Annotated in this window: 13 protein-coding genes; 3 read left to right on the forward strand and 10 right to left on the reverse strand. The window is 32.2% G+C overall.

Translation table 11 applies throughout. From position 1 onward, the window contains the following. Nucleotides 1-202: 202 nt before the first annotated feature. Both pgtP and GYM72_RS09735 read right to left on the reverse strand, forming a co-directional pair. On the reverse strand, nucleotides 203-1561 hold the full coding sequence (gene pgtP / locus GYM72_RS09730; protein ID WP_160542972.1) for a phosphoglycerate transporter protein PgtP: 1359 nt from the start codon (nucleotides 1559-1561) through the stop codon (nucleotides 203-205). A gap of 61 nt (nucleotides 1562-1622) precedes the next feature. Continuing rightward, nucleotides 1623-3197 (reverse strand): glycerol-3-phosphate dehydrogenase/oxidase, encoded by a 1575-nt coding sequence (locus GYM72_RS09735; protein ID WP_160557792.1) that lies wholly within the window; start codon nucleotides 3195-3197, stop codon nucleotides 1623-1625. Between the two features lie 289 nt (nucleotides 3198-3486). On the opposite strand from GYM72_RS09735, the gene GYM72_RS09740 reads away from it, so the two are divergent. Continuing rightward, nucleotides 3487-4254, forward strand: coding sequence for a DeoR/GlpR family DNA-binding transcription regulator (locus GYM72_RS09740; protein ID WP_105296437.1), 768 nt, complete (start codon nucleotides 3487-3489; stop codon nucleotides 4252-4254). A gap of 66 nt (nucleotides 4255-4320) precedes the next feature. Here GYM72_RS09740 and glpC read toward each other — a convergent pair whose 3' ends face one another. The 5 genes from glpC to cycA form a co-directional block, all read right to left on the reverse strand. Continuing rightward, on the reverse strand, nucleotides 4321-5535 hold the full coding sequence (gene glpC / locus GYM72_RS09745) for an anaerobic glycerol-3-phosphate dehydrogenase subunit GlpC (protein ID WP_160542974.1): 1215 nt from the start codon (nucleotides 5533-5535) through the stop codon (nucleotides 4321-4323). Beyond that, nucleotides 5516-6796, reverse strand: a complete 1281-nt coding sequence (gene glpB / locus GYM72_RS09750; RefSeq protein ID WP_220264261.1) for a glycerol-3-phosphate dehydrogenase subunit GlpB — start codon at nucleotides 6794-6796, stop codon at nucleotides 5516-5518. The genes glpC and glpB overlap by 20 nt, the downstream gene beginning before the upstream one ends. Beyond that, nucleotides 6786-8447 carry an anaerobic glycerol-3-phosphate dehydrogenase subunit A gene (gene glpA / locus GYM72_RS09755; RefSeq protein ID WP_220264262.1) on the reverse strand — a complete coding sequence of 554 codons (1662 nt, stop codon included), beginning with the start codon at nucleotides 8445-8447 and terminating at the stop codon, nucleotides 6786-6788. The genes glpB and glpA overlap by 11 nt, the downstream gene beginning before the upstream one ends. A gap of 592 nt (nucleotides 8448-9039) precedes the next feature. After that, on the reverse strand, nucleotides 9040-9858 hold the full coding sequence (gene menB / locus GYM72_RS09760) for a 1,4-dihydroxy-2-naphthoyl-CoA synthase (RefSeq protein ID WP_220264263.1): 819 nt from the start codon (nucleotides 9856-9858) through the stop codon (nucleotides 9040-9042). Nucleotides 9859-10078: 220 nt separating this feature from the next. Further along, nucleotides 10079-11470 (reverse strand): D-serine/D-alanine/glycine transporter, encoded by a 1392-nt coding sequence (gene cycA / locus GYM72_RS09765; RefSeq protein WP_220264264.1) that lies wholly within the window; start codon nucleotides 11468-11470, stop codon nucleotides 10079-10081. Between the two features lie 172 nt (nucleotides 11471-11642). Here cycA and GYM72_RS09770 point away from each other — a divergent pair, with 172 nt between their 5' ends. Together GYM72_RS09770 and lpxB are read left to right on the forward strand one after the other, a co-directional pair. Next, the gene (locus tag GYM72_RS09770; RefSeq protein ID WP_220264265.1) at nucleotides 11643-12422 is read left to right on the forward strand and encodes an alpha/beta fold hydrolase; all 780 of its coding nucleotides are present in this window, start codon (nucleotides 11643-11645) and stop codon (nucleotides 12420-12422) included. A 201-nt stretch (nucleotides 12423-12623) separates the two neighbouring features. Next, complete coding sequence (gene lpxB / locus GYM72_RS09775; RefSeq protein WP_220264266.1) at nucleotides 12624-13742, forward strand: lipid-A-disaccharide synthase; 1119 nt, start codon at nucleotides 12624-12626, stop codon at nucleotides 13740-13742. Between the two features lie 38 nt (nucleotides 13743-13780). Here the strand turns inward: lpxB and GYM72_RS09780 are convergent, their stop codons facing one another. The 3 genes from GYM72_RS09780 to GYM72_RS09790 all read right to left on the reverse strand — a co-directional run bounded on the left by GYM72_RS09780 (nucleotide 13781) and on the right by GYM72_RS09790 (nucleotide 22652). Further along, nucleotides 13781-21280, reverse strand: coding sequence for an MBG domain-containing protein (locus GYM72_RS09780; protein WP_220264267.1), 7500 nt, complete (start codon nucleotides 21278-21280; stop codon nucleotides 13781-13783). Between the two features lie 506 nt (nucleotides 21281-21786). Continuing rightward, on the reverse strand, nucleotides 21787-22449 hold the full coding sequence (gene tsaB, locus GYM72_RS09785) for a tRNA (adenosine(37)-N6)-threonylcarbamoyltransferase complex dimerization subunit type 1 TsaB (RefSeq protein WP_160557814.1): 663 nt from the start codon (nucleotides 22447-22449) through the stop codon (nucleotides 21787-21789). A 5-nt stretch (nucleotides 22450-22454) separates the two neighbouring features. Continuing rightward, entirely contained in the window at nucleotides 22455-22652 is a 198-nt protein-coding gene (locus GYM72_RS09790; RefSeq protein ID WP_160557801.1) for a hypothetical protein, read from the reverse strand. Nucleotides 22653-22657: the final 5 nt, after the last annotated feature.

A 22657-nucleotide genomic window follows, 5' to 3' on the forward strand; every position in this document is an offset into this window, starting at 1 on the left:
CATATTTAAAAACAGGATTTTTAACTCTTATTTTATAACTCATGTTTTATCTTTTATCAATCATTATTTTTTCAAATAATTTTCAATTAAATCAGAGCTTTTATTCAGTAATGGATTTATACATCCATTTGTAATTCATTCCAAAAAATTTTATCACAATCAAAACTTATTAAAAACAGAAAAAGAATGTATTTTTATATTGTTATTTATTTTTATCCAATTCTTGTTCTTTTTTGTAAGTGAAAGCCATAAATATAATGGATAAAATGCCGCTGCCAATTAACAATTGGAAGCTTGCCGACCATCCAAGGGATTCAACAACTTTTCCCATAACTATATTTGCAAGTAATGAAGTACCGATAAAATAACCGAAGAAACCGGTAAGACCTGCAGCAGTTCCTGCAGCATTTTTAGGAGCTAAATCTAATGCTTGAACACCTATTAACATCACCGGACCATAGATAAAGAATCCAATTGAAGTTAATGCTATTAAATCAACTAATTTACTGTCCGGATTTTGCCAATACACAACTATTGATACAATTACCAATAACATAAATATAATGGTAGTCATGGCTCTTTTCCCTTTAAATATCTTATCACTAACCCAACCACATAATAAGGTTCCCGGTATAGCAGCCAATTCATAATAGGTATAGGCATTGCTGATATCACTTTGGGAATATCCTTTTACTTCTGAAAGATAAGTTGGAGCCCAGTCTTGTACTCCGTATCGGATAAAGTAAACAAAGGCGTTAGCGAATGCAACGAACCATAGCATTTTGTTATTTAAAACGTATTTGAAAAATATTTCTTTAGTTGATAATACTTTTTCGGAATCTTTAGAATAATTAGGAGGGAAATCATTTTTATATTCTTCAATGCTCGGCAAGCCGCATGCTTGAGGATTGTCACGAATAAGAATATAAGAAATTATGGCGATTAGGATGGCAATTCCTGCAGGAAACCAAAACATTCCTACTTTCCAGCTTAGAACACTCATACTAAGAGATGAAGCGAAAAGAATTCCCCATTTGGTTACCTGACCTAATAATCCACCACCAACATTGTGAGCTAAATTCCATATAGCCATTTTTGTTCCCCTTTCTTTAACAGAAAACCAATGAGTCATCACTCGTCCACAGGGAGGCCAACCCATACCCCCGAACCAACCCACTAAAAATTGGAAAACGGCCATTACGGTAATATTATACATTCCTATGGAAGTTCCTGCTATAATGGTTGAAACCGCAGCTAAAATTAATCCTAAAGGAAGGAATTTTCTTGCATTACTTCTATCTGAAATACCACCCATGATGAACTTAGATAAACCATACGCAGTAGCATTGAATGAAAAGGCAATTCCGAGGTCTGATTTAGAAAATCCCATTTCAACTAAATAAGGCATAGCCAATGAAAAGTTTTTTCTAACAAGATAATAGGCGGCATATCCTATAAATATTCCTATGAAGACCTGAAGCCTCAATTGCGTATAGGAAGATTTAACTTCCGATTCAGGCTTACGTTCAATAGGCTTAGGTGGAGCTAAAAAATTTGACATTTTTTTAATTTTATAATAGAGTTAATTATTTTTTTAATGAAAAAATGATAGACAACTTATTTTAGTAATTAACTAATAAATATCCTTTGGCTAAATCTTGGAACTCTTTAGTTTCTTTAGCAACCCAATTGTCATCATATCCTAATTCGTTAGCTATAATTTTTGCTACCGATTCAGCTGCATCTATAGCAGCGCGCGCATCAACAAATAATAGTCGAACTCTTCGGGCTAATATATCTTCAACTTTTTGCGCCATCTCTTGTCTAACAGCCCATACAATTTCAGCTTTTGTATAGTCATGGTTTGGATGGATTTTTTCTGCATATTCAGGATTTTCTTGCTGAAGTTTTTTGATAGCCGGTATATCGGAACCATAAACATATAAATGATTGGTTCTGTCTACTTGATTTGCCGGCATATTCCCGTGAATGGAAAGATTAACTGTTTTACAAGGTTTACGGTCAATTTTTCCGGTCTCTATGGCTTTATCTATAAAGTCTTCTGCCATTTGTCGGAAGGTTGTCCATTTTCCACCGATAATACTTAATAATCCGGTTTCTGACACTAAAATTTTATGATTTCTAGATACTTCTTTAGTGCTTCCTCCTTCTTTGTCAGGAGCCGCTAATGGTCTTTGTCCCGCAAAAATGGATAATACGTCTTTTCGAGTAGGTTTTTTAACAAGATATTGAGATGCTGTATTAAGTACAAATTCAATTTCTTGTTCCAAAGCTCTAGGCTCTAAGCTTGGGTGATCAACTAATACATCTGTGGTACCTACCACTAGTCTGTTATGCCATGGAACGGCAAATAATACCCTTCCGTCGCTGGTTTTAGGAATCATCAAAGCATTATCTCCCGGTAAGAATGATTTGTCTAATACTAAGTGGATCCCCTGGCTTGGAACAACTGTTTTTTTATGATTAGGATCATTCATATTAAGAATATCATTAGTAAATACACCGGTGGCATTTAATACTACCTTTCCTTTTACTTCGTATTCGGTACCGTTAATTTCGTCTTTAACTTTTACACCTGTAATTTGGTTTTTATCATCTTTGATTAAACCGGTTACTTTCATATAGTTTAAGATGGCTCCTCCATTTTCTACTGCAGTTTGGGCAAGATTTACAGCCATACGAGAATCGTCAAACTGTCCATCGTAATATATTACTCCTCCATGTAGACCGTTAGGTTCTACAGTAGGTAGCATTTCCAGTGCTTTGCTTTTACTGATATGCTCGGATTTTCCTAAGCTAAGTTTTTTCGAAAGCATATCATATATTTTTAGCCCAATGGTGTAAAAAGGACCATCAATCCATTTATAGTTAGGTATAACAAAAACTTGTTTTTTTGCAAGGTGACTGGCATTTCTTTCCAAAAGACCTCTTTCTCTTAGTGCCTCTTTTACTAAGGCAATATCTCCTTGTGCTAAATATCGAACACCTCCATGAAGTAATTTTGTAGAACGACTTGATGTTGCTTTTGCAAAATCATGAGCTTCAAATAAAACGGTTTTATATCCTCTTGTAGCTGCATCTACAGCTGCTCCCAAACCACTTGAACCGCCACCAATTATAATTACATCCCATTCAGAATTTGTATTTAGTTTTGATAATTGATCACTTCGTTTCATTTTGTTTTAATTTAATTGTTTTTTGCTTCTTTTCTGTTGTCGGTAAAATTACAAAAAAAACAATACGAAACAGTATGAAATTTTTTAATATACAATTTTCTGTTGAAATTCCTATAAATTTTAGTTAAAAATTTGATAAAATAAAGGTACAGGCTGTTAATTAATGGAATAAAAATAAAATAATTTATTGACTGTATAGTTGTTAATGATAATTTAATTGACATATTGATAAAATGCAATAAAGATTTAGATTTTATTCTTAACTTTAAACTTTCAAAAATTCCTGATCATGATTAAGCTTAATAGAAGGCAGCAACTTATTATCGATGAATTAGATGAGCATAATTTCACTAAAGTAAATGAGCTTTGTGAAAAATTAAATGTTTCGGCGGTTACTATCAGAAAGGATCTTCAATATTTGGAAAATACCGGTCTTTTATATAGAACACATGGTGGAGCAAGTAAGCAACCTCTCTATGCTTTCGAAAAAAATATTAACGAAAAAGAATTTGTGCAAGTAATGCAAAAACAAAAAATAGCGAAAGCTGCACTTAAGTTCGTTAACGATCAGGATTTTATTATTTTAGCTTCAGGAACTACTGTATATTATTTAGCAAAAATCATTTCAGGATATGAAAAATTAACGATCATTACCTCTTCGTTAAGTGTATCTATGGAGTTGAGTAAGGATTCTTTTATTGATGTAATTCAGCTGGGAGGAAATCTTAGGAAAAGCTCCATTTCCGTAATAGGATCTTTAGCAGAATCCGAATTAAAAAAATTTTCATGTAATAAATTGTTTTTGGGAATAGATGGCATAGACCTGGACTTTGGTCTTTCAACCTCCAATTCAACAGAAGCCCATCTTAATAAAGTAATGATAGAGCAATCGGAGAAAGTCATTGTTTTGGCAGATTCAACTAAAATAAATAAAAGAGGGTTTGGTCAGATTTGTTCTCTGGATAAAGTAGATGTTTTAATTACAGATAATGATATTACGGAAAAAGATCTTACCACTTTAGAAGATAACGGAATAGAAGTAATTGTAGCCAAATAAATTTTGATTTGTTTATAAAAAAACCCTTATGATTTTTCATAAGGGTTTTTTACTGAAAATATAATATCAATCCTCTAATGCATTGGCAATTATACTAAGGGGATGTTCACATTTTTTAGTGGTAAACATTTCAATTTGCCATTTACAAGTTTCGCAATCGGTTGCAACAAGATCGAAACCTCCCGTTTCAATTTGATTAAATAATGGATCACCAATTTTTTTAGAAACTTCGTGATTTTCTTTTTTAAATCCAAAAGTTCCGGCAATTCCGCAACAATTAGATTCTAAAACGGTTACTTCTACATTTGGTATAAGTTTTAACAATTCAACGGAATAATACGTCCATCCTAATTTTGCCATGTGACAAGGGGTATGATACGCAATTTTTAAAGGTTTATTTTTAAACTTAAGTTTAGTGTCAGAAGAACTCAGTAATCGGTAAATGTATCGAGTAGCTAATTCTACTTGATCTTTAACGGAACTATTATCTACTCCCAAAAGATGAGAATGTTCATCACGTACAGTAAACGTACAGGAAGAAGAAGTAGTGATTACCGGAAGTTTTTTGTCTATTACGGATTTGCGAATTTCAGCTTCATCGATAGTCGCGTTTTTCTTAGCTTTATCTATAAAACCGTTTGATATTAAAGCAATACCGCAACATCTTTCTTTTTCAAGAAGTTGAATCCCTATGTTCAATGAGTTAAGAACTTTGATCATATCCTTTCCAAGCTGCGGATTATTATAATTTACATAACAACCGTGAAAATAAGATACTTGTGTTGGATATTTTTTTTGTTCTTCAGCTACATTCTTGTACCAACTTCTGAACGTACCGAATGAATATTTGGGAAGGCTTCTTCTCTTATCTATTTTTAAGATAGGTTCAATTAAGCTTTTAACCGGTTTAAAAGAAGTCATTGCATTCACAATAGGAGCAAATGGAGTAGCCAGTGTACCCATAAAGTCCGTGTGAGCAAGAATTACATCTCTTAAAATAGGTTTTTTCTTGCTGTATTTAATGCGAGCCATCTGGATTATATCACCAATCTTAACGTTAGATGGACAAGCAACTTCACATCTTTTGCAGTTAATACAATATTTTAAAGATTCGTCATAAAATTCAGGGTCTTTTAAACGTAATCTTTCTCCATCAGGGCCGGAATGTTTTGGTCCCGGATAATCGGGATTTACTTTGGATACGGGACAATACACCGTACAGATCGTACATTTAATGCATTGTTCGAAATTATTTTCACTTTTATTGAGCAATAGGTTCATAGGTCTTTTCTTTGATTAAAATTTCTTCAGCTACATATAATGCGGATAAAAAGGAAACACCTGCACCGCATCCTTCTTTTAATGGATTGAATCCACTAAGAATGGCACCTGCCACATATAAATTATCGATAGGTATATCGTTTTTTATACCGTGAAAATTTTCGTCAGTTTTAACACCAAACTGTTGATAATTTTGCTTTTCAAATAAATTACTATTATACCAATCTGCTCGATCTTGTAAATAATCCGTATCAAGGTCAAATACAGGTTCATAAACTTGTTTACTATCAGCTAATAATCCTTGACTAAAAAAGCTTCCGGAAGAAAGTATTACGTTTTTGGCAGAAATTGGAATATTTCCGTGGTTGAGTGTATATAATTCGGTAACTTGATTTCCTTCAATGTTGGTATGGGTTACGCTGTCTCCCAGCATAAAAATACCGCCCAATTTTGTGAAATAATCTTTTAGATATAATTGAGTACTAACACCTACTAGGGAAGGAGGGAAGGTCGGTATTAAATATATAGGTTTTCCTACCTTTTGAATGAGTTTAGGTAATACATCCGCATTTCTAAAGCCAATACAATCAGGAAAAATAATAGCATCGCATCCTTGACTTTTTTCAGTGAGAATTTTAGCCAAAAGATCTTGGTTAGCTTCTTTGTCAAATACAAAGGACAGGTTAGTAGATCTAAATTCGCTCGGATTTTTTCTGATTGTATTTAATTCCGGTAAGTTGAAATAGTTGATGGTAGTTTCCACACCTATTTTTTCAAATGCTTCGGAAATAAAATCAGGATTAAAATCTAAAAATCCCTCAACATTTATAATTGCTGCTTTTTTAATCGGAAATTTTCCATCTTCAAAAAAAGCAAAATTTGGCATGGTTAACCAAGTGGGTTTTATCATACCCATAGGGGTAATTCGATAATGATTTTTAGTTGAAGACCCTTGGATTTTTATTCCAATTCCATTTAGAAAATTTTTAGCTTCTTGGGCTAATTCTTTAAATTTAGATTCGCCCATTTTGGTATATGGATGATTCGGCGCTTGTTTAGAAAGTTCTGATAGGGAAGCTTCCGGGTTATTAACAGGCGTTCCGTCCGGAAGATTATTTAACAAATCGAAAGAACCTGAAAAAAAATGTAAAGCACTTTGTCCGGAAGAGATAATAGCACATTTTTGCCCTTTCTGCATTAATCTAATTCCACAAACCAATCCGGATAAACCACCTCCTACTATTACTGTATCAAATTTCATCTTTTGCTTTTTTAATTTGTTCTTGTGTCATATCTAATCCGCATACTCCTTCATAAACCCAACTGGTAAATTCACTTTCTCTTAAAGTATCGCCCCAGGCAATAGGACGTATTCCTTTCCATCTTTCATTAAGGAAAATGGTTAAATCTTCTTTAGATTTATCCGGGCTTAAAACTTGATAATGGTTCATTAATCCGGCTGCTCTACAGGCACAAAGTTCTCCTTGACAGGTTCCCATGCCAACACGAGTTCTTCTACGAAGATCAATTAGATTGTTGACATGTAATTCATTAATAGCATATTCGACTTCTCCGACTGATACTTCCTCACATTCACAAACTAAACTATTTTCCGTAACCTTGTTTGCTTTTAAATTCTCTGCCATATCTCCCAATCTGTAAATGGCAGATTTACGTATGGTAGTTGGTACTGAAGTCATTTTTTGATTTATTTCTTCAGTACTTTGTTGAGATCCCGGAAGATTGGATTCAGCGGTTGTACAAGGAGTTGTATTATTTAATTTTTTACATACTAAATCTGTAGCCCATTCAGCCATTAATCGGTACGTCATTAATTTACCACCGGTAATGGTGATAAAACCTTCCAGACCATCTCTTGTAGCATGGTCTAATAAAACGATACCTCGGCTAACATTACGTCCTGAAGGATCATCATCGGAAGCTACTAATGGTCGCACCCCTGCATACCCACGTAATATTCGGGTTTGAAGCAGGGTAGGGGATAGTTTTCCACCTTCACGGATTAAGATGTCTACTTCTTCAGGAGTAACATACATATTGTCAATTTCTTCGTAAGGGACATGGGTGGAAGTTGTACCTATTAAACAAATGGTGTCTCCGGGTACGAGGATATCAGAATCTGCAGGTTTACGACAACGGTTTAATACCATATTGTTAACTCTGTGTCCAAAAATAAGAAGCGATCCCTTCGCAGGAAACATTTTTATTTTTAAATCAGCATATTCCGCAATTTTTTGCCCCCATATCCCTCCGGCATTTACTACCACAGAAGCATATAAATTTTTTTCTTGTTTGGTTATATGATCATAAACTTTTACTCCGATGACTCTGTTTTGTTCTTTAATTAATCCTAAAACTTCATGGTAGGTTTCAATAGTTGCTCCATGTTGTTTAGCATCTACTATATTAGAAAGAGTTAAACGGAACGGATCTACAGTTCCATCCGGTACAACTACTGCACCGATTATGGAAGGATTCGCAGAGGGCTCTAAATGTAATGCCTCTTTAGGGTCGATGGCCTTAGCATCAATTCCTGCAGTATGACAAGCCTCTATAAATTTAGATTGAAAAGCAATATCGTCTTCTGGTAAGGTTAAAAAAAGACCGTCTGTTTTTTCAACACAATGGCTGGCGATACGTTTTAAGATCATATTTTCTTTGATACATTCTTCAGCGGATTCTCTATCAGTAACCGCATAACGGCTGCCGCTATGTAGTAATCCGTGATTTCTTCCCGTAGCTCCTGTAGCTATATCGTGACGCTCTAACATAAGCGTACGCAATCCTCTCCTTGCACAATCTCGGGCAGTTCCGGCACCGGTCGCACCTCCTCCGATAACAATTACATCCCAAGTGTTAGTTTTACTAGAATTAGATAATTCTGTTTTCACAAATGTTTGGTTTTATTTTAGTAGCAAAATTACGAAAGAAAACGAAACAATATGGAGTTACTATTCTGATATTAATCATTTTTTTAAAAAACAGATAAGATAATTTTTTCTTATCAATATATGATTGATGAATTAGATTAATTATTACTTAATTAATTGTAAAAGTTTTAATTAATTAAAATTTATTTACAAATTATTATGATGAAAATTTTTAGAAAAATTTTCTAATAGGGCCTACTATTACTTTTGTTTTTATCTGAAAAAGCGGTTTTAAAACGTAAGTAATGATAAAATATTATAAGGGAGAAATAGTGATATTTAACGATGGAAAATAAATATAGATTTAATGACCTGTATTTTTTTGTATACTATCTTTACCAATTATAAATTATAAAATGAAAGATAAGAGTATATAGAACTAAGAGACTTGATAATCAATGAAATTATTTCATCATTTATAATAAGGTTGCTAATAGTTAAAAATTATTGTTGTAGTTTTAAAATGATATTGTTTTGTATGAACGATATAAAACGAAGTATTTTCATATTCAAATAAAAAAAGTTCCTTAATCAAGGAACTTTTTTAATATTATTAAGGAAATTTAGGGAATTTTTTAAAATCGGGTTTACGTTTTTCCAAGAAAGCTTTTTTACCTTCTTGGGCTTCATCCATTAAATAATACATAAGGGTAGCATCTCCGGCTAATTGCATTAGACCATGCTGCCCATCGAGTTCAGCATTTAAACAACGTTTTATCATACGTAATGCCATTGGACTTCGTTGCTGCATAATTTCACACCATTCTATGGTGGCATCTTCAAGTTGTTCCTTTGGAACAACTTTATTTACCATTCCCATTTCTCTAGCTTCTTCAGCGGTATATTGTTGACATAGGAACCAAATTTCTCTTGTCTTTTTTTGACCAATACTTCTGGCAAGGTACGATGAACCAAAACCACCGTCAAAGCTTCCAACTTTCGGACCGGTTTGTCCAAATTTAGCATTTTCGGAAGCTATTGTTAAATCACAGACGACATGAAGCACATGTCCTCCTCCGATAGCATATCCGTTTACCATAGCAATTACCGGTTTAGGAATTTCCCTTATTTTTTTATGTAATTCCAATACATTTAATCTAGGTACTCCATCTTCTCCTACGTAGCCGCCAACACCTTTCACATTTTGATCACCTCCGCTGCAAAAGGCTTTATCTCCCGCTCCGGTTAGAATAATTACATCAATTTCGGGATGCTCTCGACAATATTCCATTGCTTCAATCATTTGAAAATTGGTTTCCGGTCGGAAAGCATTATAGACTTCCGGTCGATTAATAGTTATTTTTGCAATTCCATTCCAGTATTCAAATAAAATATCAGAGTATTCTTTTATAGTTTCCCAATTTCTAGCCATATTGTATTAGATTTATTTTCATTGATAATTTTCAAATTTAGGTATTTAATACCTATTATAAAAGTAAGAGTAGTATGCCTTCTTGTGTTTTACCGAATTTTAGGGATAACGGACAAAGCTTTTTAAATTAACTCTGTAAACAATTTAAAATCTTAAATGATTAGTAAAGATCACTTTTTGTTTTTAGAAAATCTTTTTACTTGATAAAAGGTATAAAATTCTAAAAATGTGCTTTCCACTGGTTTTTTATTTGTTTTGGAATTATTGAGTAGCAAATTCCCAATAATACAAACCATAAAGGAGTAAAAATGAGAGCCTGTCTTGTGTCTTCTTTAAACCAAAAAGCTACAATGAGAAATAAGAAAAACAATAAGGATAAATAAATGGATAAAAGACCTCCGGGAACTTTATAATTTGATTTTCGGTGAAGTTCGGGTTTTCTCTTTCGGAATGAAATATAGGATATGAGGATCATAGACCAAATAAAAATAAAAAGTACGGTAGCTACTGTAGTTACCAATGTAAAGGCATACATTATATTTTCGTTTCCATAGCAAAGGATTAGTACGGCAGGGAGCAAACAGATGCAGGAGAACGTTAACCCATAGGAAGGAACAGAAGCTTTGGAAAGTTTTCGGAAATAAACAGGTGCTTTTTTACTTAACGAAAGACCGTATAACATTCTACTGGTTGAAAATATTCCGCTGTTAGCAGAAGAAGCAGCGGAAGTAAGTACTACAAAATAAGTTATACTGAATGCAGCAGTTATTCCGGCAAAAGAAAATAAAACAACAAAAGGACTTTTGTCGGGGTCTATAGTTCTCCAAGGCATTACCGACATGATTACGGCTAAAGAAAGTACATAAAATAGAATAACTCGAACAGGAATGGCATTAATGGCTCTGGGAAGAGTTTTTTCCGGATCTTTAGTCTCAGCAGCTGTCGTTCCTACCAATTCTACTCCAACAAATGCAAAAGCGGCGATTTGAAATCCCGCAACAAATCCGGTAAAACCGGTAGGGAAAAATCCGCCATCGTTCCATATATTGGAAAGCGAGGTAGTTACTCCGGATGGAGATTTGAAATGATTAATTATGAATAGTATACCGATTGCAATAAGGGAAATTATGGCAATAATTTTAATTATGGCAAACCAAAATTCTGCTTCTCCAAAAAGCTTAACAGTTAATAGATTTAAACATAAGAATAATATTATACAAGCTAAGGCCGGAATCCAGGGCGCAACCATATTCGGAAAAAGATATTCTACGTATCCGGAAATAGCGATTAAATCAGCACTTCCGGTAACTATCCAGCAAAACCAATAAGTCCATCCCATAAAAAAACCTGCCATAGGGCCTAATAAATCGGTAGTAAAATCGACAAAAGATTTATAGTTAAGATTGGAAAGGAGCAATTCGCCCATGGCTCTCATGACAAAGAACAAAATAAAACCTATAATGGTATACACCAATAAAATTGATGGACCGGCCAAGTTTATGGTTTTTCCCGATCCCATAAATAATCCCGTTCCGATAGCTCCTCCAATTGCAATGAGCTGTATGTGTCTGTTAGTTAAACTCCTTTTTAACTGATTGTTGGAATTATTCATGTATTCAATTTTTTTCTTGGTTATGTAATAATTGATTGTTTTGTTGATAAAATATAGTATAAAATTACATTTTTTTATGAAGTTTCACATATAAATTAAATCCTATTTGTGTTTCTATTTAAAAAATAAGTATATTTAAGAATATCCATATTTTTGTAAAAAAGATAATTCAATGGAAAATCGTGTCTTAAATTCAAAAATATTTTATAATCCCGGAAAAATGCCCTTATTGATTTTTCACGGTTTATTTGGAATGTTGGACAATTGGGGGACTTTAGGAAAAAAATTTTCTGAAACCAATGAAGTACATCTTATCGATTTACGAAATCACGGAAGGAGTTTTCATTCGGATGAGATGAGCTACACAACCATGTCTGATGATATTGTTAATTATATGAAACATTATTCATTAGATAAAGCCATTTTACTAGGGCATTCTTTAGGGGGAAAGGCTGTCATGGAATGCGCTGTTAAACACCCTGATCTTGTTGAAAAATTAATAGTTGTTGATATGGCTCCTAAAGCGTATCCTCCACATCATCAACAAATTTTCAAGGCATTGGAAAGCGTTGATTTTTCAAAGGTAAATGAAAAAAAAGATGTTGAAAACATGTTATCTCAGCATATAAGTGATGCCGGAATACTGATGTTTTTAATGAAAAATGTTTACAGAACGGAAGATAACCGTTTCGACTTTCGTTTTAATTTAAAAACCTTAAAAGAAAAATACAATCAGTTAATTAATAATACAATTTCTTTTGGAAAATATGAAGGTCCTACTTTATTTATTGCCGGAGAAAAGTCTAATTATATTTTGAAGGAAGATGAGTTTTCGATACGTCAACAATTTCCAAATGAAAAAACAGTAGTTATCCCCCATGCAGGGCATTGGGTTCAAGTAGATAATCCTACAGTTTTTTATGAAACTGTAAGCACTTTTCTTCAGTCTTAATTTATAAAGATTTTATCCGCGTTTAAGTTATAAGAAGAAATTTTTTACACGTACATTCTAATCAAAGGATTTTAAAAATTAGTATAAGAGAAATTTAAAATACGTTGGAGACAGATTGATTATTGTAAAGGGGAAGAACGTATCTTTACAAGAGTAAGCAGGAAGGTTCGAACATTTTCTACCTTAAATTTTAAATAAAATATGAAATACTACATAATTGCGGGAGAGGCCTCAGGAGATTTACATGGTTCTAACCTCATGAAAGAAATTAAAAAAGAGGATCAAAACGCAGAATTTCGTTTCTGGGGAGGAGACTTAATGCAAGCCCAAGGGGGAATAATGGTTAAACATTATAAGGATTTATCTTTTATGGGCTTTCTTGAAGTAGTGGCTAATTTAGGTACTATACTGGGTAATATTAACTTGTGTAAAAAAGATATAACAGCATATAAACCGGATTGTGTGATCTTTATTGATTATCCCGGATTCAATCTTCGCATTTGTAAAAGTGTGAAAAAATTAGGGATAAAAACATTTTATTATATATCTCCTCAATTATGGGCCTGGAAATCCGGGAGGGTAAAGATTATTAAAAAATATATTGATCGAATGTTTGTAATTCTTCCTTTTGAGAAAGATTTTTATGCTAAATATAATTATCCGGTGGATTTTGTGGGGCATCCTTTATTAGATGCTTTAAATTCATTACCGGAACTAGATCAAAATAAGTTCAGAAAAGAGCAAGGTCTCTCGGATAAGCCCATAATAGCATTACTACCGGGTAGTAGAAAACAAGAGATTAAAAAAATGTTATCTCAAATGTTATCGGTGGAAAAAGATTTTTTATCTTATGAGTTTGTCATTGCAGGTGCACCCTCTATTGAAATAGAGTTTTATCAACAATTTTTGAATTCACATGTAAAGATTGTTTTCAATCAAACATATAATTTATTAAGGATATCTCAAGCTGCTTTAGTTACCTCCGGAACAGCTACCCTGGAAACTGCTTTACTGAACGTGCCTGAAGTGGTTTGTTATAAAGGCAGTAGAATTTCTTATGAAATAGCCAAAAGATTAATAAAGCATATACAGTATATTTCTTTAGTTAATTTAATCATGGATCGAAAAGTAGTAACCGAGCTTATCCAAGATGATTTAAATTACAATAATTTAAAGAGTGAATTAACTAAAATATTGGAGTCGGAAAATGCAGTAAACATTAAAAAGAATTATTTAGAGCTTAGGCATAAGCTGGGAGACTCCGGAGCTTCCTCTCGAACGGCAAAACTGATAGTTGAAGAATTAAAAAAGGATTCCTAATTTAGGAATCCTTTTTTTGTAGTTATTTGAAAATTATTTTACTCTTTAACGATTTTAAATACTTTGTTTTTATATTTTATAATATAAACACCGGAATAATAACCGTTAAAATCGACTTCTTTAATTTTTTCTCCCGGAGCAATGGTGGTTTCCATAATTAATCTACCCATTAGATCATAAATGCTTATTACTTCTTTTTTAGTCAGTGGTTTTGAGAAAACTATTTTTAAAGTAGTTGAAACCGGATTCGGTGCTATTTTGATTTCTTCATCTTCAATTGTAATATCATCTACTCTCAGGGAATTCTTATTTATAACTAGTTTTACATTTTTAGAAGAAGATAAATAATTTGAACTTTCATTAGCGGTAATGGTAATATCATAAGAACCTTCTTCAATATATCCTTGTTGAGGGGAATAAATTAAATTAGTTTCTTTATGATTTAAATTGGCTTGGACATTTTTCACCGAACCATCATAAATGAAAGTTTGTATGTCATCAGCAGAAATAACAGACTTAGCCTTTTCAATTATTAAAAATATTTGCTTAGATACTTCCAAATAATTTTGAGTTTCAGGAGCGCTTACAATTACTTTATGTATACCTGCATTAATAAAGCTCTGTGGCGTATAAATTAAATTAGTTTCCGTATGATTCAAGGTCGCTGTTACATTTTTAGCAGAACCGTCATAAGTAAATTTTTGAGTTTCATCAGCAGAAATGTTTGCCACTGCCTTTTTAATTATTAGAGTTATTTGTTTAGATGCCTCTTTGTAATTTTTGGACCCCGGAGCAAAAACGGTAATAACATATTCTCCTGCATTTCTAATTTCTTGTGGACTATAAATTAAATTTGATTCTGTATGGTTTAGGGTAGCTGTCACATTTTTTACAGAACCATCATAAGTTAATGTTTGCGTATCAGAACCGGAAATAATGGACGGAGCTTTATCGATGGTGAGAGTAGCCGTATATTCCGCAGAACCATAATTAGGGTGATTTAATTTAGCTTTAACTAAGTAAGAACCGGCATTTGTATGACCATTGTTTTCATAAGAAACTTGAGTTGATTCCGGTATACCTGTAACCGATAAACTATGTGGTTTGCCATCATATATAAACGATTTACTTTTCAATAAGACAGAAGCCGGGAATGAATTAGTTGCGACAATTTTTAATTTAATATCTTTTGAAACTTTATTGTAATTAGTTGTTTCAGGAGCACTGGCCGTAATTAAATAAATTCCTATATCTGTATATCCTTGTTGAGGTGCATAGGAAATTACCGCTTCGTCATGATTAAGTCTTGCAGTGATTTTTTTCACGGATCCATCATAATCATATGTTTGGAATTCAGGAGCCATAATTTCAGCATCAGCCTTATTAATTTTTAATGTTACAGTTTTGGATGCTGCCTTATAATTTTGGGTGGCTGGAGCTTCAATGGTTATTTTATAAGTTCCTGCATTGATATAGCCGCCTTCATTTGGGACAAAATTGATTGCTGTTTTGTTGTGATTTAGGTAAGCATTAACTTTTTTAACAGTTCCATCATAGGTGGAAATTTGTATCTCTTCGGCTGAAATTATTGTAGTAGCTTTTTCAATTTTTAAAGTAATTATTCTAGAAACTTCCTTATAATTATCAGATTCAGGCGCACTCACTGTTATAGTATATTCCCCGGCATTAATATAACCTTGTGAATAAATTAAATCAGTTTCCGTATGATTAAGGGTAGCTGTCACATTCTTAACTAAACCATCATAGATAAATGATTGTACATCATCAGCGGAGATACTTGCCTTAGCCTTATCAATGGTTAAGGTAGCGGTATACTCTGCTTTACCATAATTAGGATGAGTTAATATCGCTGTAATTAAGTATGAGCCCGCCTTTACATGTTCATTATTTTTATAAGTAACTTGGGTAGATTCCGGTATTCCGGAAATTACTAATCTATGAGGTTCTCCGTTGTATGTGAAAGATTTATTTTCAAACTTCACAGAAGCCGGGAATTTATTAGGATAATTAATTTTCAGTGTAATTTCCTTAGAAACTTTTTTATAATTAGATGTTTCAGGAGCATTAGCTGTAATAGCATAGGATCCTACCTCAGTATATCCTTGTTTAGGACTATATGTTACATGAGCTTCTTTATGATTTAAAATAGCCTTTACATTTTTAACAGAACCATCATATGTAAATATTTGCGTATCATCAGCAATAATGGAAGCCTCTGCTTTTTCAATTCTTAAAATTACAGTTTTAGTAACAGATTTATAATTATTAGTTGCTTTAGCGGAAATGGTAATTGTATATTCTCCGGCATTTGTAAATCCGTTTACCGGTGAAAAGGTTAATTCGGTTTCATTATGATTAAGTGTAGCTGATATCTTTTTTAAATTTCCATCATAAGTAAATGTTTGTACTTCATCGGCCGAAATTTCAGCATTAGCTTTTTCAATGTTTAAAACGATTTGTTTTGAAGAATGTTTATAATTATTAGACTCTGCAGCTTTAGCGGTAATTGTATATTTACCCGCCTGACTGTATCCTTGTTGTGGAAAATAAGATAAGGATGTCTCATTATGATTTAGAGAAGCCGTTACCACTTTTTCATTACCATCATAAGTGAAATTTTGTAAATCTTCAGCGGATATAATTGAAGGAGCTTTATTAATAATTAATTGAGATAATAATTGAGTGTCTTTATAATTTTTATGTATTAAAGTGGCGGTAACTGTATATGTTCCACTTTTAATTTTATCATTATTTTCATAATTAATTTGTGTGCCTTCTGGATAACCTTCAACAAATAAACTATGTGGATTACCATCATAAGTAAATGTTTTACTTTCTAATTTAATCGTTGACGGATAAGAAACAGCTTTATTAATATTTAAAGTAATGGATTTTGTAACAGCTTCATAATTAGAGGTAGAAGGAGCACTAACAATAATTTTATAGGAACCTACATCTGTATATCCTCTTTGTGGAGAATAGGTTAGTATGGCTTCGTCATGGTTTAATTGAGCAACTACATTTTTTACTGTTCCATCAAAAGTATATGTTTGAATTTCGTTAGCGGTGATTAAAGCCTCCGCTTTTTTAATTATAAGTTTAACTTTCTTTGAAACGGATTCATAATTTGTTGAAGCGGGTGCATTTATAACAATATCATAAGAACCTGATTCAGTAAAGCCTTTTTGAGGGCTAAAGGTTAAATCTACCTCGTTATGGTTTAAAGTTGCAGAAATGTTTCTTTGTTTACCATTATAGAAAAAGGTTTGTATATCCTCGGCAGAAATTATGGATTGTGCTTTTTCAATAATTAATTTTACATCTAATGATGCTGCTTCATAATTTTTGGTTTGTTTTGTTTTTAATGTTATTGAATATTCTCCGGCATTAATATATCCTTTTTGGGGATGAGAATCAATGGTGGTTTCCTTATGATTAATAGAACCGGTAACAGTTTTTTCCTTGCCGTCATATGTATATATTTGTATGCTTTGGGCTGTAATTACAGTTTTTGCCCTTTTAATTTTTAATATTACTTTCTTGCTGGCCTTTTGGTAATTATCTGATTCCGGAGCTTCAATGTTTATTTCATAGTCTCCTGCATTAATGTATTTATTTTTAGGTAAATATTGAAGTTGGCTTTCCGAATGATTAAGAGTGGCACTTATATTTTTTTCATTACCATCATAAATAAAACTTTGTTCGTCTTCAGCTTTAATAATTGCTTCAGCTTTGTTTATTATAAGGTTGTTGTTTAGAATCAGTGTATTATAATTACTGTTTGTTATAGTGGCTGTCACCTGGTATGTACCGGAATTGATCGGTTCTTCTGTATTTTTAGGATATGAAGTATGTTTAACTCCTTCGTATTCATATTTTATTTCGGTATTGTTGGGAAGTTTATCTGAAACAGTGATAACATTATTATGTTTATCACCATTGTAAGTAGTTACTTTCTCATTAAGTTTAATACCGTTAAAATTTGCCTTATTAATTAGTAATTTACCTTGTATCAACAGGGTATTATAATTAGGGTTACTTACTGTTGCCGTTACAAGGTAAGTACCACTATTTACAGGTTTATTTTTTTGTTTAGGGTAGGATGTTGCATTAATGCCTTCGTATTCATACACTATATCGGTTTCTGCCGGTACAGTTCCGGTAACCTCCATAGATTTTTCTAAACCATCATAAGTAACACTCATTTCAGGTAATGATATATTAGTAAAGTTTGCCTTTTCTATAACTAATATAATATCTTTTTTTGCGGCAAGGTAATTTTTTGTTTCAGCAGATTTTGCTGTTATGGTATACCCTCCGACATTTACATATTCTTGTTGAGGTTCATAGGTAATTGAAGAATCAGTATGATTATGGGAAGCGAATACTTTCTTTTCTTTTCCATCGTAAGTGTAGGTATATAAATCATCCGAGACAATTTCAGTTATAGCTTTTTTAATTGTCAAATTTGCTGTAAGAGTTATTTCGCAATCGGTTGATTCAGAATTATTTTTTAATTGAACGATCACTAAATAAGTTCCGGCATCAATAGGTGCGTCAGAACTTTCATTATAAGAAGTATTTCCGATACCTTTATATTTGATTTCTGCACTTATATGACTTGGAAGTTCATTTAAAAAAAATTCTTTAGTTTTTCCATCATAAGTTACTTCTGTGTCATTAATGGTAATATCTTTAAAGCTGTTACATGAAGCTTCATTTTGATATTCATAAGCACCTATATCTACGGTTTTGTTAACAATTCGAGGGCTGTTGTCTAAGTCTTTATTCGTCGATATTATATATTCATTATTACCCTTATTTATAACCGGGCTGTTTGGATTTAATTTATATCCGTCTTCGAATAAAGGATCAGTTTGACCGCTTAAATTAAAATTATCAGTGGAAAAATTATACTGAATTAAGCTATAGTTAAAAATAGGTTTTAGACCTTCTTCATTAGAGGTTGTATTGGGTTTGTTACCCCAAATTATACTATTGTAAATTGTAGGGTTTGCATCATTACAATATAAACCACTGCCTTTATTAGCCGAAACTTCATTATCTGAAATGGTAACATTTGTAAATTCAGATTCATTTGAACGTTCGATATAAATACCTCCTCCTTCGCCGGATTTATTTCTAACGACTAGAGAATTTGTTAACAGTAAGTTTGAGTTTTCAATATAAATACCGCCTCCTTTACCAATCGCATTTTTATATTTATAATTAATAATAGCATTATCGGAAATTATTACATTATTTAATCTAGGTTTTTCTGAATTTAAATTATATACTCCGGCACCTTTTGCTTTAACATTTGTAGTTTCTATATTGTTATTAGTAATGGATACATCCTGTAAAAAAGGAGATGACTTAAGAGTATAGACACCGCTTCCCCCTATGGCATTATTACCAATTAATTTATTATTTGTAATAGTTATATTGTTTAAGAAAGAGTTAGATACGTCAATTGTTATACCTGCTCCGGCATCTACGGCATTATTATCCGATATTATCAAGTTTTTTAATTTGGGCGATGAATTAGAAAGATAAATACCTCCACCATATCCAGTATAAATCCAACTATTATTAACTGTTATGTGACAAGGAACTTTATATTTTCTTATACAATTATTGCTACGTACACTTGCATTTCCTCCTTTAATAGTAAAACCATCAAGAACTGTTTTTCCGGCATCTCCTGATGAAATTACAACATGGTATACATTATCACCTTGGAGTATAGTACTATTATTTTTCCAATCTCTTTGATTAACAGATGTTTCTGTTCCTGCAAATCCACCATAAATTTCTACATTTTTCGGTAGTACAAAAGAACGATCATTAGCATTACCACCATCACCTGCAATATATAAAGGAGAATAAGAACCATTAGCAACCCGTATTTGCTTAATTAGTATCTCATTATCTATATTTTGTTCTTCAGCAATTTTTAAAGCATCAGCTAATTCCCCCAAAGCGTTTTCCCATGAACTCCCGTCTCCATTACTACCTTTTTTAACATATAAAATGTCATGTTTGGGTCTGAAACCGGGCATAAGGATTGAAGTTTTATTAGCATCCAGAGTATAACTGAAAGCTACACTAAAATTATATAACGGATAAGGTTTGCCATGTAAAAAACTTCCGTCCTTGTCTTTAGGTTCATTGTCCGGTCTTAGGGTTTTTTCTGATTTTTCTCTTGGATAGATATATTCACCATCCTTTTTAGCATCCAAATCTACATAAGTAAAAAAAGCAGGATAGTTATCACTATCCCTTAGATTTCCGGCTTTAATCAATAATTTTTTATTAAGATATATATTTTGCTGTCCGTATATGACCTCTACATTTCCGGTAATAGCATTTGTACAAGAAATAATTATCGTATTATTATTCGAATCGATTTTTACCTCAGATATATTTTGTTCCACCCCGTTATTCTTTATTTTAAATCCATAATTGGGAAGTGCTTGCACAAGATTGGTATCAAAAACAAGAGGGGGTTGAGGTACATGAAATATAATCCCCACTGAATTCGACGATATACGATAGATTTGTTTAGGCTGTAAAGGTTTAAAATCTTCGCCTAGTACTTGGGTTTTATAATACACTTTTGCCAACATTTCACCATACCATCTGTATCCGTTGGCATCCATATGAATTCCTCTATGCGGCAAATGATAAATTGGGCCGGCATTTATAATGTCATCATATGTATTTGATAATTCTAATTGAGCAAGTCCAATATTGAGATTATCATCATTTCGTAATGATCCTACTTGATAGGTAATAAAAACCGGTTTTTTAGTTTGCCCATAAGCATTCATGATATCTTTCTGCATATCATTTTTTAGTTCAACCATAAGCTTTTTATAGACATTTTTGTCAAGAGTAGCACCTCTAGTATTATCATCATGAAGAGTAAAATAATTGTATTCTCCCTGAAGCCAAAAAATTGCCGGAGTGACCATTTTGTAACCATTTGATCGGGCAATATTTGCAGCAGATTCAATTGATTTTAAAAAATAATCATTATAATAATTTTTTTGTAAAACCCCTTTTTTAGATAAAGCTTCAATGCTTTTTCCATTTTCTCCATCGGAAGAAGCCAGGTATTTAATCCCTGATTTAGGCTGTTTTAATTGTAAATGGTTTACCAGGCCAACTAAAGGAGTTTCCGCCAACGTGATGGATGCTCTGTTTTTAGGATAATTTTGGTACATTATGGCAGTGGAAGCTTTCAACGGATTAAATTCTGTGAAATGGGTATTTCCCTGCTCGATCCAGACTTGATCTCCTATCATATAGTTTCCCTCAATATTTTCGGTAGATAGAGCGGGATACGATTGAGCTCCTGTCGACAAACTTTGTCCATACATAATTAAATGTTGGTAGGTTCTGTCTTTAAGTGTTTGAGAAGATTCTGTAAGTATTGGATTTTTTTCTTGTGAATAAAGGAATCCAATGCCTATAGTTTGCAATAAAATAAGAACAAAATATAGATGTTTCATATATCAACTTTTGATCAAAAAATTAAATAATTAATTAAATTATCAAAGTGAATGAAGTAATCTGATTAATAAAGAATATTTAAATAGAATTTAAAAATAAATATAATAAATTGATAATAAGAACTATTTAAATAACATAAACTAAAACTAATTACACACACACAACTATACAAAAATACAAATATTATGTATTAATATTAGGAAATTTATTAGAAATTTAATATAAAAACTTGTTTTAAATAATTAATTTAATTAAAATTAAGTGTATTATTGTTAATGATAGTAAATTAAGTATATAGTAATTATTATAATAATTACTATACTTTAAAAAAAATATTATAAAAAAATAATTTGTAATGCTATTGTAGAAATTATTTTATAAATAAAAAAACATTTTATAAATATCGGGCTACATTAGTATAGAGTAAATGTAATTAGATAAGTTATTGCTATCAACTTGACTTGAAAAGTATAAAGATTTAGTTTGGACTGTTAATTTGAGAAAACTATTTCCAATCTTTTAAATACAGAGGGTCGAAATAGGCAACATCTTCAAATGTGGTTTGTTGGAATTTTTTATAGGAGAGATCAACCATATTTTTTGCTTGAGGATAAGCATTAATAAAGGTAGCGTTTTCCAAAGGGAATGAAGTTTCTTTCAAGAAATTTTCAGTTTTTTCAACAGCATCTCCAACAAAGAGTACTTTCTTTGAACTTATTTGTTCAAAAGATTTTTCATTTAAAATATGAGCATGAGTCTCAATTAGATATTCTCCTTTTTTATTTAAGACAGACGTGTAAATTTCCATTCTTCTCGCGTCAATAACAGGGATAATATAATCGTACTCGGAATTTAAATAGGGAACGGCTAAAATATATAAAGAGTTTATGGAGATTAGAGGGATATCATTTCCAAAACAAAATCCTTTGGCTGATGCTAATCCTATACGTAAACCCGTATAAGATCCGGGTCCTTTTCCTACAGAGACGGCGTGGATATCAGAAAGTGCTAATTCTGCGCCTTCAAGAGCCCATTGAATAAATAAATGAAGATTTTCGCTATGTTTATAATCTTGGGATATTTCTTCACAATATGAATTTATTTTACCGTCAGTTCCAATCGCTACCGAACAGTTTTTTGAAGAGGTTTCTATATGAAGAATATTGATTGCCATTACTGTTTTTTCTTTTTGTTACGGTAATTTACAACTAATTGAATGATAATGGCAACTATTCCAATGCAAAAATAAACGATCGCAAAAAAATTATTTTGTGAGGGATCACCTTGCGAGCGGTTATACCAGAAAAACGAACGGATAATAAAATAAATACCAATTATAAATGCTATAAAATTTGCAATCTTTTTTTTCATCGTAA

Origin of the sequence: Apibacter sp. ESL0404 (assembly GCF_019469245.1) — a bacterium.
In the GTDB taxonomy this organism is placed as follows: Bacteria; Bacteroidota; Bacteroidia; order Flavobacteriales; family Weeksellaceae; genus Apibacter.

Coding starts and splice junctions, on each gene's coding strand:
- menB (WP_220264263.1), bottom strand. CDS start 9,858: ATGGCTAGAAATTGGGAAACTATAAAAGAATACTCTGATATTTTATTT.
- GYM72_RS09740 (WP_105296437.1), top strand. CDS start 3,487: ATGATTAAGCTTAATAGAAGGCAGCAACTTATTATCGATGAATTAGAT.
- GYM72_RS09735 (WP_160557792.1), bottom strand. CDS start 3,197: ATGAAACGAAGTGATCAATTATCAAAACTAAATACAAATTCTGAATGG.
- GYM72_RS09780 (WP_220264267.1), bottom strand. CDS start 21,280: ATGAAACATCTATATTTTGTTCTTATTTTATTGCAAACTATAGGCATT.
- GYM72_RS09770 (WP_220264265.1), top strand. CDS start 11,643: ATGGAAAATCGTGTCTTAAATTCAAAAATATTTTATAATCCCGGAAAA.
- lpxB (WP_220264266.1), top strand. CDS start 12,624: ATGAAATACTACATAATTGCGGGAGAGGCCTCAGGAGATTTACATGGT.
- glpB (WP_220264261.1), bottom strand. CDS start 6,796: ATGAAATTTGATACAGTAATAGTAGGAGGTGGTTTATCCGGATTGGTT.
- cycA (WP_220264264.1), bottom strand. CDS start 11,470: ATGAATAATTCCAACAATCAGTTAAAAAGGAGTTTAACTAACAGACAC.
- GYM72_RS09790 (WP_160557801.1), bottom strand. CDS start 22,652: ATGAAAAAAAAGATTGCAAATTTTATAGCATTTATAATTGGTATTTAT.
- glpC (WP_160542974.1), bottom strand. CDS start 5,535: ATGAACCTATTGCTCAATAAAAGTGAAAATAATTTCGAACAATGCATT.
- pgtP (WP_160542972.1), bottom strand. CDS start 1,561: ATGTCAAATTTTTTAGCTCCACCTAAGCCTATTGAACGTAAGCCTGAA.